The sequence below is a fragment of the Mycobacterium sp. EPa45 genome (genome assembly GCF_001021385.1).
GTDB lineage: Bacteria > Actinomycetota > Actinomycetes > Mycobacteriales > Mycobacteriaceae > Mycobacterium.
In genome coordinates, this window is the sequence record NZ_CP011773.1 from 1148240 (window position 1) to 1163347 (window position 15108).

Sequence of the window (15108 nt, forward strand, 5' to 3'; positions counted from 1 at the left end):
TATTCGGTTATTCGCCGAGGGTGGAAATGTCGGTTAGGCGGCCGCACCCGGCTTCAGGTAGGTGACCAGGCTGACGTCGAGCTGCTCGTCGACGAAGTAGTACTGGCACCCGGTCAGGTACCGCATGTAGTTGTTGTAGCTCTCTTCGCCGGCCGCAGCGATGGCCTCGTCCTTGTGCTGTTCCAGGCGAGCCGCCCAGATGCCCAGGGTCTTGATGTAGTGATTGCGCAGCGACAGCGGCTCCAGCACGGTGAATCCGGCCTTCTCGCCGTGGTCGACCATCATCTGGGTGCTCGGGATGCGGCCGCCGGGGAAGATCACCTCGCCGATGAACTTCGCGAAGCGGGCCAGCTCGAAGGTCAGCTTCTTGCCGCGCGCCTGCAGATCGTAGGGGTGGTACCCGCAGCTGCTCTGGACCGTCATCCGGCCGTCCTCGGGCAGGATGTCGAACGAGTTCTTGAAGAAGTCGTCGTAGCGCTCGAAGCCGAAGTGCTCGAACGCCTCGATCGACACGATCCGGTCGACGGGGCTGTGGAACTGCTCCCAGCCCTCCAGGCGAACGTCGAACGTCCGCTCACTGTCAACCTTTGCCAGCAGCTGATCGCAGTAGGCCTTCTGGTTCTTCGACAGCGTCAGCCCGATGACGTTGACGTCGTACTTCTCCATCGCGCGTTGCAACGTCAGACCCCAGCCGCAGCCCACCTCGAGCAGCGTCATGCCCGGCTTGAGGTCCAACCGGTCGAGGTGCTGATCGACGTTGGCAATCTGCGCCTCGGAAAGGGTTACGTTCGGCCCGGTGAAGTACGCACAGCTGTACTTTCGGGTCGGATCCTGGAACAACCCGAAGAAGTCATCCGAGAGGTCGTAGTGGGCCTGGATGTCTTCGAAATGGGGCCGCATGTCCTTGGTTTCAGTTGCCTCGGGCATGAGTGTTAGAGCCTTCCTGCTTTTGCTTGTCTATCTGCACCACGGCCCCCGCAGGTGACGATTTGCGCGCGCGCCAGTATGCACTATGTGATCTGGACCATACCCTCTCGGGCATTCGGAACGGTGTCCAAACAATGCCTTAACCGGGCGTTTCCTTCGCCTACTTCTCAAGCGTGAACTGGTCAACGTCGATGTACCCTACCCGGAATCCGTGCGCGCAGCCGGTGAGGTACTTCATGTACCGCTCGTAGACCTCCTCGGACTGCACCTCAATGGCCTTGTCCCGGTTGGCCTCCAGTGCGGCCGACCAGCAATCGAGCGTGCGCGCGTAGTGCGGCTGCAGCGACTGGACCCGGGTGAGGTTGAAGCCGGCCTTGGTGGCGTGTTCCTCGACCTTCTCGACGGTCGGCAGCCGGCCGCCCGGGAAGATCTCGGTCAGCATGAACTTCACGAACCGCGCGATCTCGAAGGTCAACGGCAGACCCTTCTCGGTCATCTGCGGAAGCGTGAACGACGTGATGGTGTGCAACAGCATCACGCCGTTGTCGGGCAAGACGTTGTAGGCCATCGAGAAGAAGTCGTCGTAGCGGTCGAAACCGAAGTGCTCGAAGGCGCCGATCGACACGATCCGGTCGACGGGCTCGTGGAATTCCTCCCAGCCCATGAGCTCGATGCGCTTGTCCCGAGGACTGTCACTTTCCGCGAACAACTGCTCGACGTGATCGCGTTGGTTCTTCGACAGGGTCAGGCCGATGACGTTGACGTCGTACTTCTCCAGGGCGCGCAGCATCGTGGCGCCCCAGCCGCAGCCGATGTCGAGCAAGGTCATGCCGGGCTGCAACCCCAACTTGCCCAAGGCCAGGTCGATCTTGGCCAGCTGGGCCTGCTCCAGCGTCATGTCATCGCGCTCGAAGTATGCGCAGCTGTAGGTCTGGCTGGGATCGAGGAAGAGCCGGAAGAAGTCATCGGACAGGTCGTAGTGAGCCTGGACATCTTCGAAGTGAGGTTGAAGCCGTTTGGCCATGTCGGTGCGCCTTTCGCATGATGCTGCAGGCAGCAACCACTAATCCCCCCCGATGGGATGGCGATTACCGCTGTTTGCAGACCTGATGTTAGCCGGTCGGCTGCCCAGTCGACGATTCTGGGAGATCAGCGCAATTACCTAGCTGACCTCGGCAAAGGTTCTCTTCAGCTCGCCGGCGATGTCGTCCCAGAGGGCTTCGGGCAGGTCATGTGCCATGCCGTCGAACAGGACCAGGCGGGCATTCGGGATCGTTGACGCGATCGAGCGGCCACCCGAGGGCCGCATCAGCTTGTCGGCGCGGCCATGGATGACGACGGTTGGTGCGCTGGTCTGGCGGTTGTAGCGCTTGAGGCTGCCGCTGCCGAGGATGGCTGCGAAATGCCGTGCGATGCCCTGCGGGTAGTGCGACCGCTCGTAGGCCTCGATGGCCCTCGCGCGCGCGACATCGTCGGGAACCGGGTAGCCGGGGCTGCCGAGGATCTTGCCGACCCGGACGACGTTTTCGACGATCACGTCGCGTGGTGCATTCGGCGGCGGCCCGGTGATCAGGGATAGCAGTGACCGCGGCGCGGGGGGCGGCAATAACGCAGAGTTGTTGGAGGAGAAGATGATTCCCAATGCTCGTGTTCTGGCGCTGTAACGGGCCGCGAAGATCTGCGCGATCATCCCGCCCATCGATGCTCCGACGATGTGTGCCTGCTCAACCCCGAGATGATCGAGCAGGGTCGCCGCATCGTCGGCCATGTCCTCGAGCGTGTACACCGACGGGCTGGGACGCCCAATGTAGGAACGCGCCAACTTGGGCACCAAACCGCCGCTGGCCCGCTGGCCGTGCAGCTTGCTGGACAGCCCGACATCGCGGTTGTCGTAGCGGATCACCCGATAGCCCTGGTTGACCAACTTCTCGCAGAAGCCGTTGCGCCACAACAGAAGTTGTGCGCCCAGGCCCATGATCAGCAAGACCGCCGGGTCACCGGGGTTGCCCAGGTCCTCGTAGTACAGCTCGATGTCGTCGGTGATTTTCGCGGTGCCGGTTCGGATTTCCATCACACCTCGACATCGCTCTGGTGCTCGCGGCTGACCTCGACCATGAAGTTGGCGAAGTAGCCACTGAACTGCGGGTCATTCATCATCTGCCACTTGGGTGCCAGCAGTTTCATGTAGCGCTCGACATAGAGGAACTGCTTACCGATCAGCACCAGCTCACGCGGCAGCTTGACGTCATAAGCGTCGGCCAGCGTGGAGAGCTGCTTGCCGATGTCGGCGTACGACATGTCGCCGAGCGTCTTCAGCGTCAGCGGGGCGGCGAAGGCTTCGAGGTCTTTGGCGGCTTCCTTCTCGGGTTTGGTGGTGCCCACCGCGCCCAGCAGCACGACGATCTTGCCCGCCGCGGCGTGATCCTTCTTGACCAGCAACGCGTAGACCAGCTCACGCAGCAGCCAGCGGGTCCGCGGGTCGATGCGACCCATGATCCCGAAATCCAGGAAGACGATCCGGCCCTCGTCGTCGACCAGCAGGTTGCCGGCGTGCAGGTCGCCGTGGAACAGGCCGTGGCGCAGGCCGCCCTCGAAGGTGGCGAACAACAGCGCCTTGACCAGATCGGTGCCGTCGAAACCCTTCGTGCGGATCGCCTTGACGTCGTCGATGCGCACGCCCTGCACGCGTTCCATGGTCAGCACCCGCTCACTGGTGAACTCCCAGTGGACCTGCGGCACCCGGATGTTGCGGCCGAGTGGAGAGCCGTGCAGGCCCGAGACCCAGGCCTCCATGGACTGCGCCTCGATGCGGAAGTCGAGCTCTTCGGCGAGGTTGTCGGCGAAGTCGGCGACCACGTCCTGGGCCGAGAGCCGCCGGCCCAGCTTGGCCAGCTCGACGAGCTGTGCGAAGCGCTTGAGGATTTGCAGGTCAGCGGCCACCCGGCGGCGAATGCCGGGGCGCTGGATCTTCACGACCACGTCCTCGCCGCTGTGCAGGGTGGCGAAGTGCACCTGGGCGATCGAGGCCGACGCGAACGGCTCCTCCTCGAAGTGGGCGAACAGATCCGCCGGGTCGCCGCCGAGCTCCTGACGGAGCAGGTTGTGCACCTCGGTGGTGTCGGCGGGCGGGACCGCGTCCAGCAGGCCGCGGAACTCCCGGCTCAGGTTTTCGCCGAACGCACCCGGGCTGGAGGCGATGATCTGGCCGAACTTGACGTACGTGGGTCCGAGGTCGGAGAAGGTCTGGGGAATCTGCTTGATGACCTTGTCCTGCCAGCGGCCACGGCCGGGCAACTTGGTGATCACGCGGGCGCCGGTGCGGGTGAGTTGCCACCCGGTGGTGCCGACGCGGACGGCCTCGACCGGCAACGGGACGCGATCGAGCTTGGCTACTTCGCGGTGTTTGGTCGAACTCATTCTTGCCAGTGTGCCAAAAATGCACGTGGTACCCCAATTTCTGCTGGCACATTGGGGTTGTGGATAGTGCGCAAACCCAGGAATTCGCGTGTCGTCTCATGGACCAAATCTGGCGCCGGCTGGACTCGACCGATGTCGCCGACTTTTATCACCGCGACGTGGTGGGACACCACGACAGCCCGCGGGGATCGGATCAATTGGGGTACGACGACATCGTCCATCGGCTGGATTTCGACCGGCAAACGTTTACCGACCCGGTTTATGAGATCGCCGATCTGATTTCCGGCGACGACCGGTTCGCAATCCGCTTCTACTACAGCGCCACGTTGATCAGTACCGGCGATCGATATGGATCAGAGGCCGCGTACTTCTACCATCTGCGCGGCGGCAAGATCGCCGAATTCTGGCTGCTGGCCAACGTCGACTTCGACTACAAAGAGTGACTCGTCACTCCTTCGGGCGCCACGGGGTCAGCCAGGGCTGCGGCTGCATGCGTTCGGCAGCCGCGACGAGCTCGTACATCGTTGCCCCGTCGATGGATTCGCGGATGATGTCGGCGTGGCCGGCGTGCCGGGCCAGTTCGGTGATCAGGTGCTCGAACACCCAGCGCACCGACCAGGCTTCGACATCGCGGGGGAACCACGGCGCATCACGCGGCACCGGCACCGCGGTGTCCAGATCGGCGGTCTCGACGAGCCGCAGCGATGCGGCGTTCTGGGCGGCCAGGGCGTCGAGGAGCTCGGCCAGTGTCTCGTCCGGCCGCATCAGGTACTGCTCCTGGTATTCCTGAGCACGTTCCTCGAAGGGGCGGTCGTCGGCCGGCGGTTCGTGCGGCGCCGCGGCCACCCGCTGCATCCAGGACTGCTGAACCCCGATGATGTGTTTGATCAGCCCACCGATCGACAGCGAGCTGACCGTCGGGGTGGATCGGGCCTGCTCGTCGGTGAGGCCATAGGCGACGGCGACGAAGGCGCTCTGGTGATAGGCGAGGAATTCCCGCAGGGCGTGGCGTTCGTCGTGGACGGGTGGGGCGAGGGTGGGCATCTCGGTCCTTTCGGTTTCAGGTCGTTACTGGTGAGCGTAAAGGTCACGCAGGCAAGCGATTTCAGCACCGTGATGGATGACTTCACGGTTGATGTGCAGGATCAGTTCGGATAGCGCGTACTCGGCGTACGGCCCTTCGGCCGGACCGCACGGGCGGGCGAGGTCGTCATCGGAGAGCCCCCGCACTCCGGTGATCCACCGCGCGTAGGCGTCGTCGAGCTGAGCCAGTGCGGTGTTCGCGTCGGTGGCATAGGGCCAGCTTTCATAGTCGGCCGCCGGCCCACCGAAGTGGGAGTGATTCCGCATCGCGAGGACCCCGACGATGACGTGGGCCAGCCGCCAGGCGATCGTGGTGACGGGCTCCGGCTGTGGCGGCGGATACGCGAAATCGATCCGAAGTCTTCCCCGGGTCGCTTCGCTCCCGCCCGCCGCATCGTCCCGATGCACGGTCCAGCAGCCCGCGACCGGCTCCCAGAAGTACTCGTCGTCGGTGAGCCCGTCCAGGCGCGGCCGCAGCGCATTGCGGAAGTGCCAGTCGAGCTGGTCGGCGAGTTGGTCTGTCCATGTCATATTTGCAGACTTTCATGACTTGCGGACAGGTTCTGTCCGCAGAGTGGGCCAGACTGGTGGCATGTCTCAAACGACAAGCCGCGTACTGCAGCTTCTTGGCCTGTTGCAGTCCAGACGGGTGTGGTCCGGCGCGGAGCTGGCCGAACGGCTCGGGGTGACCGCCCGCAGCGTGCGCCGCGACGTGGAGCGGCTGCGCGATCTTGGCTATCCCGTGCATGCCAGCACCGGCCACGGTGGCGGCTACCAACTCGGCGCGGGCGCCGCGCTGCCGCCGCTGCTGCTCGACTCCGACGAGGCCGTCGCGATGGCGGTGTGCCTGCGACTCGCGGCCGGCGGCAGTGTCGCCGGCGTCGGCGAGGCAGCGCTGCGCGCGCTGACCAAACTCGACCAGGTGATGCCGGGACGGCTGCGCTCGCAGGTCGCCGCCGTTCACGACTCGACCGTCACGCTGACCCGCGACGCCGAGTCACCCGTCCACCCGGAGATCCTGATGACGCTGGCGCGTGCCTGTCGCGACTCCGAACACGTCGGTGTCGACTACGTCGACCGGGCAGGTGCCCCGACCAGTCGGCGCCTGGAGCCCTATCAGCTGGTGACCACCGGACGGCGGTGGTATCTGCTGGCCTTCGACCGGGACCGCGACGACTGGCGCAGCCTCCGGCTGGACCGGATGACCCAGGTTCAGGCGAAAGGGAGCACCTTCACCGCGCGGGAGGCGCCCGACGCGGCCGCCTACGTCCGTCGCGCCATTACGACCTCGCCCTACCGCTACGTCGCCAGGGTCCGCTACCAATCCGCCAAAGAAGTTGTCGCTCAGCACTTCTCGCCGACGACGGTGACAATCGAGGACGACGGGCCGGGCACCTGCATCGTCGTCACGGGTGCCGATGACCCGAAGGCCTTGGTGTTGTATCTGGCAATGCCCGGTATCGCGTTCGAGGTGCTCGAACCCGAGGAGGTCGCCGAGGGCGCGCGGGTGATGTCCGAGCTCCTCGCCGACGCCGTCAGGCGGTGATGCCGAGCCGATCGGTGAGGACCAGGAACGCGACGGCGAAATCGTTGTGCGCGGTGCCGGCCCGGACACCGTCCCAGTCAACCTGCTCGCGCACGGCCCGCACCGAGGGCAGCAGCGAGGCGAAATCGCAGTGGTGCTCATTGAGGGAGCAGAGTTTTTCGATCACGACATGGGTGGGTGGCAGCACCTGCATGGAGACCGCCAGCACCTCGCGGGGCACAGCGCACTCGAGCGTGGTCGCATCGACCGGCACCCCATTGAGGCGATGCAGGATGTCGATGACGAAATCGTCGCCGACACAAGCCTTGAACAACCAATCCTCCGGCGGCCGCTCGATCGCGAAGCCGGCGTCGGCGAGGCTCTTGGCCGCCACCTCCACCTCGGACTCGGCGACCACGAAATCCACATCGTGCACCGGCTCGGGCGCCCCGAATACCCACAGCGCGTAGCTGCCAGCCAGGGCGAAGTCCGGCCCGTCGGCCTTCATCGCCGCCGCGGCTTGACGCAATGCCGATCGAAGGTCTTCATTCCGCTCGTGCACGGGTACCAGGTACCCATGCGGATGGCCACCTTCAACATCTTGCACGGCCGCAGCCTGGACGACGGGCAGGTCAACCTGGAGCGGTTATCGGAGTGCATCCGACGGTTGGATCCCGACGTGCTGGCTCTGCAGGAGGTGGACTGCGACCAGCCGCGCTCGTCGCTGGCCGACCTCACCGCGATTGCGGCCGCCGCGATGGGCGCTGTGTCGCACCGGTTCGTCGCCGCCATCTCCGGCACGCCGGGGGCGACGTGGATGGCGGCCACCGGCAGCGAGCAACCGGGCACCGCCGCCTACGGCATCGCCCTGCTGTCGCGGTATCCGGCGATCTCGTGGCAGATGCTGCGACTGCCCCGCATCCCCATGCGCTTCCCGATGTACCTGCCCGGCCCCAACCGTGTGCAGATCGTCCACGAGGAACCGCGCGCGGCGATGCTCGCCCAGCTCGACACCCCGCTCGGGGTGATGACCGTGGCCAACACCCATCTGTCCTTCGTGCCGGGCTGGAACCGCGTCCAGCTCCACCGGTTGAACCGGGACTTACGTGGTCTGCCCGGTCCGCGGGTGTTGATGGGAGACCTCAACATGTCGGCACCCGCGCCGAGCCGCCGGACCGGGCTGCGCTCACTGGCCACCGCGCCGACGTTTCCGCTGCAACGCCCGGACCGCCAGCTCGACCACATCCTCACCGACCACGACGATCTGATGGCCACCCAGGTCTGGACCCCGGTGCTGCCCATCTCCGATCATCGCCCGCTCGTGATCGACGTCTCGCTCCGCTGAGGGGTGTTGGGGCCGTACATTGCTGGGCGTGCGGATAACCTCCGCGGAGTCGACGGAACTCTTCGTCGGGCCGCCCGATGCGCCGCTTCAGGTCGTCCGCGTCGGCTACAGCGGTGCCGGCATCGTGCGGATCGTCGGTGACGGGCTGCAGTCCGAGGGGGTCGCGGTCGCGCCCGGCGACGGGGTGGCCGAGGTACCGGTTCGCATCGAACGGGCGGTACCCGGTCAGGTTCGGCCAGCGGGTGTGGAAGGTTCGGAGTTCTCCTTCGAGCTCACGGTCGCCGAACCCGGCTGGACCATGTACATGATCAGCCACTTCCACTACGACCCGGTCTGGTGGAACACCCAGGGCGCCTACACCAGCGTGTGGACCGAGGACCCGCCCGGGCGCGCCCGGCAGACCAACGGGTTCGCGTTGGTGGCCGCCCACCTCGAAATGGCCCGCCGCGACCCGGATTACAAGTTCGTCCTCGCCGAAGTCGACTATCTAAAGCCCTATTTCGACACCCACCCGGAGGACCGCGCCGACTTGCGCCGCTTCATCGCCGACGGACGCGTCGAGGTCATGGGCGGGACCTACAACGAGCCCAACACGAACCTCGTCGGCGCTGAGACCGCGATCCGCAACTTCGTGCACGGCGTCGGCTACCAACGCGACGTACTCGGCGCCGACCCGGCGACCGCCTGGCAGCTCGACGTATTCGGCCACGACCCGCAGTTCCCCGGCATGGCGGCCGACGCCGGCCTGACGTCGAGTTCGTGGGCCCGCGGCCCGCACCACCAGTGGGGGCCGATGGCTGGTGACGGCGATCCGCGGCGGATGCAGTTCCGTAGCGAGTTCGAGTGGATCGCCCCGTCGGGGCTGGGGCTGCTGACCCACTACATGCCAGCGCACTACTCGGCCGGCTGGTGGATGGATTCCGCGGCGTCGCTGGCCGAAGCCGAGCAGGCCACCTATCACCTGTTCGCCGAACTGAAATCGGTTGCGTTGACCCGCAATGTGCTGCTGCCGGTCGGCACCGACTACACCCCGCCCAACACCTGGGTCACCGAGATCCACCGCGACTGGAACGCCCGCTACACGTGGCCGCGGTTCGTCTGCGCGCTGCCGTCGGAGTTCTTCGCCGCCGTGCGCGCGGAAACTGCCGAGCGTGGGGTGGCGCCCTCGCCGCAGACCCGCGACATGAACCCGATCTACACCGGCAAAGACGTCTCCTACATCGACACCAAACAGGCCAACCGCGCCGCCGAGGACGCGGTGTTGGGGGCCGAACGGTTCGCCGTGTTCGCCGCGCTGCTCGCCGGCGCGCACTATCCGGAGGCCGCGCTGGCCAAAGCCTGGGTGCAACTGGCGTACGGCGCCCACCACGACGGCATCACCGGCTCGGAGTCCGATCAGGTCTACCTCGACCTGCTGACCAGCTGGCGCGACGCGTGGGAGCTCGGGTCGGCCGCGCGGTCGGGAGCGCTGCAGCTGCTGTCCCGTGCCACCGCGCCCGAGGCGGAATCGGTGGTGGTGTGGAACCCCTTGGCGCACAAGCGAACCGACATGGTCACCGTCGAGTTGGCGACCCCCGTCGGTCCGGGCGTCGCGGTGGTCGACTCGGCTGGGGTGTCTCGTCCTGCCGTCGTTTCCGGCGACGGTCATCTGGTGAGCTGGCGAGCCGACGGTGTCGACTCCCTGGGCTGGCGCAGCTACCGGGTCGTGGCTGCCGACGAGCCCACCGGGTGGCAGGCCGTCGACGGGTTCGAGATCGCCAATTCCTACCACCGGCTGCGGGTGGACCCGGCCCGCGGCGGAGCCGTGGTGTCGCTGATCGAGCTGGCCGCCGATCGGGAGCTGATCGCGAAGGGACGGGTCGGCAACGAGCTGGCCGTCTACGAGGAATACTCGGCGCACCCGCAGGCAGGGGAGGGGCCGTGGCATCTGCTGCCCGTCGGACCGGTGACGTGTTCGTCTGCGGCCGTTGCCGATTCGGTGCAGGCCTACCGCAGCCCGGTCGGCGAGCGGCTGGTGGTGACCGGGCGGATCGGCGAGCTGCTGCACTACACGCAGGTGCTGACCCTGTGGGACGGCATCGACCGGGTGGACACCAGCACCACCATCGACGAGTTCACCGGAGCCGACCGGCTGGTCCGGCTGCGGTGGCCCTGCCCGGTGCCCGGCGCGCTGCCGGTCAGCGAGGTCGGTGACGCCGTGATCGGGCGCGGGTTCGGGCTGCTGCACGACCACGCCTCCGGGGAGGATCGCGCCGTCGACGCCGCCAAACACCCATGGACACTGGACAATCCGGCGCAGGGCTGGTTCGGACTGTCGTCGGCGGCCCGCATTCAGGTCGGCACGGAGGTGCGGGCTGTGTCGGTGGCCGAAGTGGTGGTGCCCGCCGAGGGCACCTCCGGGGCGCGTGAGGTGATGGTCGCATTGGTGCGGGCCGGGGTGACCGCGACCTGCAGTAGTGCGGAGAACCCCCGGTACGGTCACCTCGACGTCGACTCCAACCTGCCCGATGCGCGAATCGCGTTGGGCGGCCCCGATGAGAACGCATTCACCGCTGCAGTTCTCGCCGCTGCCGACGGTGCATACGCCGCGGACCTGCGCCGGCAGCTGTCGGACGCCGGGCAGGCGCGGGTGTGGGTTCCGGCGAGCAAGTCGTTGACCGACGTCTGGCAGCCCGACGCCGACGTGCGCGGTGTGCTCGACCTGCCGGTGCTCATCGTCGCCGGCGAGGGGGCGGTCGCGGCCGTCGCCGAGGACCTCGACGACGCGCAGATCGAGGTGGTTCAGCAGGCGCCGTCGGGCCTGGGCGAATTCGAATCACGCACCATCGCCCTGCTCAACCGCGGCGTGCCCGGCTTCGCAGTCGAGCCCGACCAGACGCTGCACAGTTCGCCGATGCGGTCGTGTACCGGCTGGCCGTCGGGCGTGTGGATCGACCCGCCGCAGCGCAAGGCGCCCGACCAGTCCAACTTCCAGCTGCAGCACTGGACTCACACCTTCGACTTCGCGCTGGTATCCGGTGCGGGCGACTGGCGGTCGTGCGAATTGCCCTCGCGCAGTGCCGAATTCAGCCATCCGATGGTGTGCGTGGTGGCCGACGAGGGAGTAGGTGTGCTGGCCGCCGACGGCTCGCTGCTGCGCGTCGAGCCGTCCCGTGGCCTGCACCTCGCCGCGCTCAAGGCCGGTGGCAATCCGACCGCCACCGGAAGCTCCGCCACCGTCGACGCCGAAGACGTCACCATCCGGTTGGTCGAAACCCAAGGCGCCACAACCAAAGTCGCGCTGTCGTCCGATGTGGGATCGGTGTCGGCAGTGGTGTCAGCCGACCTGCTTGAGACCGCCCGCGACTACGACGAGTCACCGCTGCGGCTGCACGGCTATCAGATCGCCACCCTGCGGGCCCGGTTGAAGGTGCATGCGGTGCTCGATGCCGGCGGCGCCGCACTGGCTCCCGAGGCCGAGAAGGCCCAGCCGCTGTATGCCCGCTACTGGCTGCACAACCGCGGCCCGGCCCCGCTGGGCGGATTGCCCGCCGTTGCGCACCTGCATCCCGACGCCGTCGCAGGCGAGGCCGGCAGCCAGGTGCGGCTGCGACTGACCGCCGCCAGCGACTGCAGTGACGCGACGCTGGCCGGGCAGGTGCGGTTGCGCGGCCCGCACGGCTGGATCGTCGAACCCGATGTGCTGGCGTTCGAACTGACCGCCGGTCACCATCGGGACGCCGAGATCGTCGTCACGGTGCCGCCCGATGCGCAGCCCGGCGACCATCCGATTCGCGCCCAGCTCACCCTGTCCGGGGACGTGCCCGAGGCGTGGAGGCAGCCGGTCGAAGACGTCTGCGTCATCTCGGTCGGAACACCGGGCACGTTGGTGCGGCTGGTCACCGAGCCGTCGGACATCGTCGTCGCCGCAGGGGAGCGGGCCCGCCTGGCTGTCACCGTCGGCAGCGCCGCCCACACCGACCTGTCGTTGGAAGCCCACCTGATCAGCCCGTGGGGGACATGGGAGTGGATCGGCCCGGCCGCGTGCGGAGCCGTCGTCGGTGCGCGATCGGAGGTCGACGTCGCGTTCGAGATCGCGCCGCCGCCATGGACCAAACCCGGCCAGTGGTGGGCGTTGATCCGGATCGGCTGCGCGGGCCGGTTGCTCTACACCCCGGCCGTGGCGGTGACGGTCCGATGAATGTGGCTGCAACCGTCGCCGGGATGAGCGTCGACGTCGGCGAAGTCGACGCCCGCGAAGCCGCATTGCGGGCCACACCTCAAGTCGCGGCGCTGCCGCGGCCGCACACCAGCGAAGGACGCCAGTTGCGGCGCTGGCTCACCCAGTTGCTGATCGCCGAGAAGCTGGTGGCCCGGGAGGCCGAAGCACTCGGCGTCAGCGTCACCGCGTCGACGCCGAAGGAGGATGACGTGCTACCCGACTCGACCGCACGGCTGGAGATCGGCAGTGTCGCTGCCGCCGTTCTGGCGGATCCGATCGCCCGGGCGGTGTTCGCCCGCGTCACCGACGACGTCGGCATTGACGACGACGCCGTCGCGGAGTTCCACGCCCGAAACCCGCGCCGGTTCCTTCACTTCAGTGGTGCTGCGGGCTGGCGCGTGGCCAGCGAGCCCGACCTGACCGAAGTGCGGCCGCTGATCGCCGCGCACCTGCTCGGCGCCGCCCGGCGTCGACGGTTCCGGATGTGGCTCTGCGAGCGTCAAGCCGACCTGGTGTGGTTGGCGCCCGGCTACGAACACCCCGGTGACCCGCGCCAACCCGACAACACCCACAAGCACTGACATGACAGCGCTGGTTCTGGATATCGGAGGCACCAAGATCGCCGCCGGCCTCGTCGACCCCGACGGCCGGCTGCAGTACGAGACACGGCAGCCCACACCACACACCGACGACCCCGAACAGGTGTGGGCCGCGGCCCGTCGCACCATCGACGACACCCTCGCCGAGGCGGGCGGCGCGGTCGACGGGGTCGGCATCTCCTCGGCCGGCCCGATCCACGTGCCCGACGGGACCATCAGCCCGATCAACATTCCCGCCTGGCGTGACTTCCCGGTCGTCGAACGGGTGGCAGCGGCCATCCCCGAGGTGCCGGTGCGCCTGGGCGGCGACGGGCTGTGCATGGCGCTGGGGGAGCACTGGCGCGGCGCCGGTCAGGGTGCGGCGTTCCTGCTCGGCATGGTGGTGTCCACCGGAATCGGTGGCGGACTCGTCCTCGACGGAGCGCCCTACCACGGGCGCACCGGCAACGCCGGTCACGTCGGTCACGTCATCGTCGACGTCGAAGGACCGCCGTGTGCCTGCGGTGCCCGCGGCTGCGTCGAGGCGATCGCCAGCGGACCGCACCTGGCGCAGTGGGCTCGATCGCAGGGCTGGACGGGCGCCGATGCCAAGGAGCTGGCCGACGCTGCGGCATCGGGAAACGAGCTGGCGCTGAAGGCCTTTCGCCGCGGGGCTCGTGCGATCGCGGCGATGATCGCCTCGGTGGGCGCGGTGTGCGACCTGGATCTCGTCGTCCTCGGTGGCGGTGTGGCCAAGGCCGGACCGGTGTTGTTCGACCCGGTACGCGAGGAGTTGCACACCTTCGCAGGCCTGGAGTTTCTGTCCGGGCTGCGGGTGGTGCCCGCGGCACTGGGCGGGGAGGCCGGCCTGGTTGGCGCGGCCGCGCTGCTGCGTGAGTGACGGCCGAGCAGACGCAGACTCGCACGGTGGCGGGCATTTTCGTGCGATTGTGCGTCTGCTCGCGGATTAGGCGGATTAGGCAGCCACCCTTGCCCTTTCCAGGTGGGTGGCAATCCGGCGAGCCAGCCGTTCCGGCCGGCGCCGTACGTCATCGATGACGATGGGGACAACAGTCCAGCCCAGCTCTTGCACTCCCGCGAATCTGGCTTTGTCCCTGAGCATCTCGGTTCTGCCGGCATGCCATTCAACGCTCTCGTATTCGGCCGCAACTCGCGCGTCCGGCCACGCGAAGTCCACTCGCCAGCGTTGGCCACCCGGAGCGCTGATGATGTATTGCAACTCAGGAGCAGGCAGCCCGTGATCGATCATGACGAGTCGGGCTTCGCTTTCCATTGCCGACTCCGACCGCGCGTCGGCGAATGGCAGGAGGTCACGGACGGCTCTGATGCCTCGTCGGCCGCGTTGAGCGATTACCGCCTGCTCGAGATTGCCCGGCGTGCACCACTGCGAGTGCAGCGCCGCGTCGAGTGTGGCCAGTGCTCGTGGCCGGTTCAGTTGCCGCGCCACCTCGACGGCCGTCCACGCCGGAGAGGTCGCCGGGCGGCCTGCGACCCACTGCACGGGCGCGCCGATCCGCTGATGGACCACCAGGCCGACGGTCGATCGCAGACGAATGCCCGGATCGAGGACGTGGATCGCGGTGGTGTTCTCGGTATCGAAGCCGTACATCGCGGCGGCCGTGCCCATTGAGGCCACCGCCCGCTGGCCCATGAACACGTCCAAGGCAGCCAGCCGCCCGAGGAGGTCTGGCATCTCTCGGGCATAAACGCCGTACCAGACGCGGACCAAACCGCCCCTGCGGACTTGGACATCGAGCTGTTGGCGGGTCATGACACTCAGCAGTTGCGCAGTGCTGGCTATGCCGCCGGTGCGGTCGAACAAGGCGGTGACGGCGGAATTCACGCAAGTAGCGTCGAGGTTCAACGCAATTCTGGTGTGCGCGCCGGCTGTGGCGCTGTGCATAACCCGCGACCAGACACAGACTCGCATGCAGGAGGCGCGATCTGTGCGATTGTGCGCCTGCTCGCGGATTAGGAATACCGGTGAGCGCACGCTATTCTTGGCCCGTTC

At 67.3% G+C, this 15108-nt stretch carries 14 protein-coding genes; 6 read left to right on the forward strand and 8 right to left on the reverse strand.

All coding sequences use genetic code 11. From position 1 onward, the window contains the following. Positions 1–33 precede the first annotated feature (33 nt). The 4 genes from AB431_RS05285 to AB431_RS05300 all read right to left on the reverse strand — a co-directional run bounded on the left by AB431_RS05285 (position 34) and on the right by AB431_RS05300 (position 4344). Positions 34–927 carry a cyclopropane mycolic acid synthase family methyltransferase gene (locus tag AB431_RS05285; protein ID WP_047329047.1) on the reverse strand — a complete coding sequence of 298 codons (894 nt, stop codon included), beginning with the start codon at positions 925–927 and terminating at the stop codon, positions 34–36. Positions 928–1087: 160 nt separating this feature from the next. Beyond that, a complete protein-coding gene (locus AB431_RS05290; RefSeq protein ID WP_047329048.1) occupies positions 1088–1951 on the reverse strand; it encodes a cyclopropane mycolic acid synthase family methyltransferase in 864 nt (287 codons plus the stop codon). 138 nt (positions 1952–2089) lie between these two features. Beyond that, positions 2090–2998, reverse strand: a complete 909-nt coding sequence (locus AB431_RS05295; RefSeq protein ID WP_047329049.1) for an alpha/beta fold hydrolase — start codon at positions 2996–2998, stop codon at positions 2090–2092. Continuing rightward, positions 2998–4344, reverse strand: coding sequence for an AarF/ABC1/UbiB kinase family protein (locus AB431_RS05300; RefSeq protein ID WP_047329050.1), 1347 nt, complete (start codon positions 4342–4344; stop codon positions 2998–3000). The genes AB431_RS05295 and AB431_RS05300 overlap by 1 nt, the downstream gene beginning before the upstream one ends. A gap of 98 nt (positions 4345–4442) precedes the next feature. Here AB431_RS05300 and AB431_RS05305 point away from each other — a divergent pair, with 98 nt between their 5' ends. Continuing rightward, positions 4443–4787, forward strand: a complete 345-nt coding sequence (locus AB431_RS05305) for a nuclear transport factor 2 family protein (RefSeq protein ID WP_047329051.1) — start codon at positions 4443–4445, stop codon at positions 4785–4787. A gap of 4 nt (positions 4788–4791) precedes the next feature. Here the strand turns inward: AB431_RS05305 and AB431_RS05310 are convergent, their stop codons facing one another. Both AB431_RS05310 and AB431_RS05315 read right to left on the reverse strand, forming a co-directional pair. Further along, complete coding sequence (locus AB431_RS05310) at positions 4792–5388, reverse strand: DinB family protein (RefSeq protein ID WP_047329052.1); 597 nt, start codon at positions 5386–5388, stop codon at positions 4792–4794. A 24-nt stretch (positions 5389–5412) separates the two neighbouring features. Next, the gene (locus tag AB431_RS05315) at positions 5413–5958 is read right to left on the reverse strand and encodes a DinB family protein (RefSeq protein WP_047329053.1); all 546 of its coding nucleotides are present in this window, start codon (positions 5956–5958) and stop codon (positions 5413–5415) included. A gap of 61 nt (positions 5959–6019) precedes the next feature. Here AB431_RS05315 and AB431_RS05320 point away from each other — a divergent pair, with 61 nt between their 5' ends. Next, the gene (locus AB431_RS05320) at positions 6020–6973 is read left to right on the forward strand and encodes a YafY family protein (RefSeq protein WP_047329054.1); all 954 of its coding nucleotides are present in this window, start codon (positions 6020–6022) and stop codon (positions 6971–6973) included. Here the strand turns inward: AB431_RS05320 and AB431_RS05325 are convergent. Beyond that, complete coding sequence (locus AB431_RS05325; RefSeq protein WP_047333110.1) at positions 6963–7460, reverse strand: hypothetical protein; 498 nt, start codon at positions 7458–7460, stop codon at positions 6963–6965. The genes AB431_RS05320 and AB431_RS05325 overlap by 11 nt on opposite strands. 69 nt (positions 7461–7529) lie before the next feature. Here AB431_RS05325 and AB431_RS05330 point away from each other — a divergent pair, with 69 nt between their 5' ends. From AB431_RS05330 to AB431_RS05345, 4 genes are read left to right on the forward strand one after another with little or no spacing between them, the layout of a single operon-like run. Beyond that, positions 7530–8297, forward strand: coding sequence for an endonuclease/exonuclease/phosphatase family protein (locus AB431_RS05330; RefSeq protein WP_047333111.1), 768 nt, complete (start codon positions 7530–7532; stop codon positions 8295–8297). A 28-nt stretch (positions 8298–8325) separates the two neighbouring features. Then, on the forward strand, positions 8326–12477 hold the full coding sequence (locus AB431_RS05335) for an NEW3 domain-containing protein (RefSeq protein ID WP_047333112.1): 4152 nt from the start codon (positions 8326–8328) through the stop codon (positions 12475–12477). Beyond that, positions 12474–13079 (forward strand): malonyl CoA-ACP transacylase, encoded by a 606-nt coding sequence (locus tag AB431_RS05340; RefSeq protein WP_047329055.1) that lies wholly within the window; start codon positions 12474–12476, stop codon positions 13077–13079. The genes AB431_RS05335 and AB431_RS05340 overlap by 4 nt, the downstream gene beginning before the upstream one ends. A gap of 1 nt (position 13080) precedes the next feature. Further along, positions 13081–13977 (forward strand): ROK family protein, encoded by an 897-nt coding sequence (locus tag AB431_RS05345; protein WP_047329056.1) that lies wholly within the window; start codon positions 13081–13083, stop codon positions 13975–13977. Positions 13978–14052: 75 nt separating this feature from the next. On the opposite strand, the gene AB431_RS05350 is transcribed toward AB431_RS05345, so the two are convergent. Continuing rightward, the gene (locus AB431_RS05350) at positions 14053–14940 is read right to left on the reverse strand and encodes a hypothetical protein (protein ID WP_082135559.1); all 888 of its coding nucleotides are present in this window, start codon (positions 14938–14940) and stop codon (positions 14053–14055) included. Positions 14941–15108: the final 168 nt, after the last annotated feature.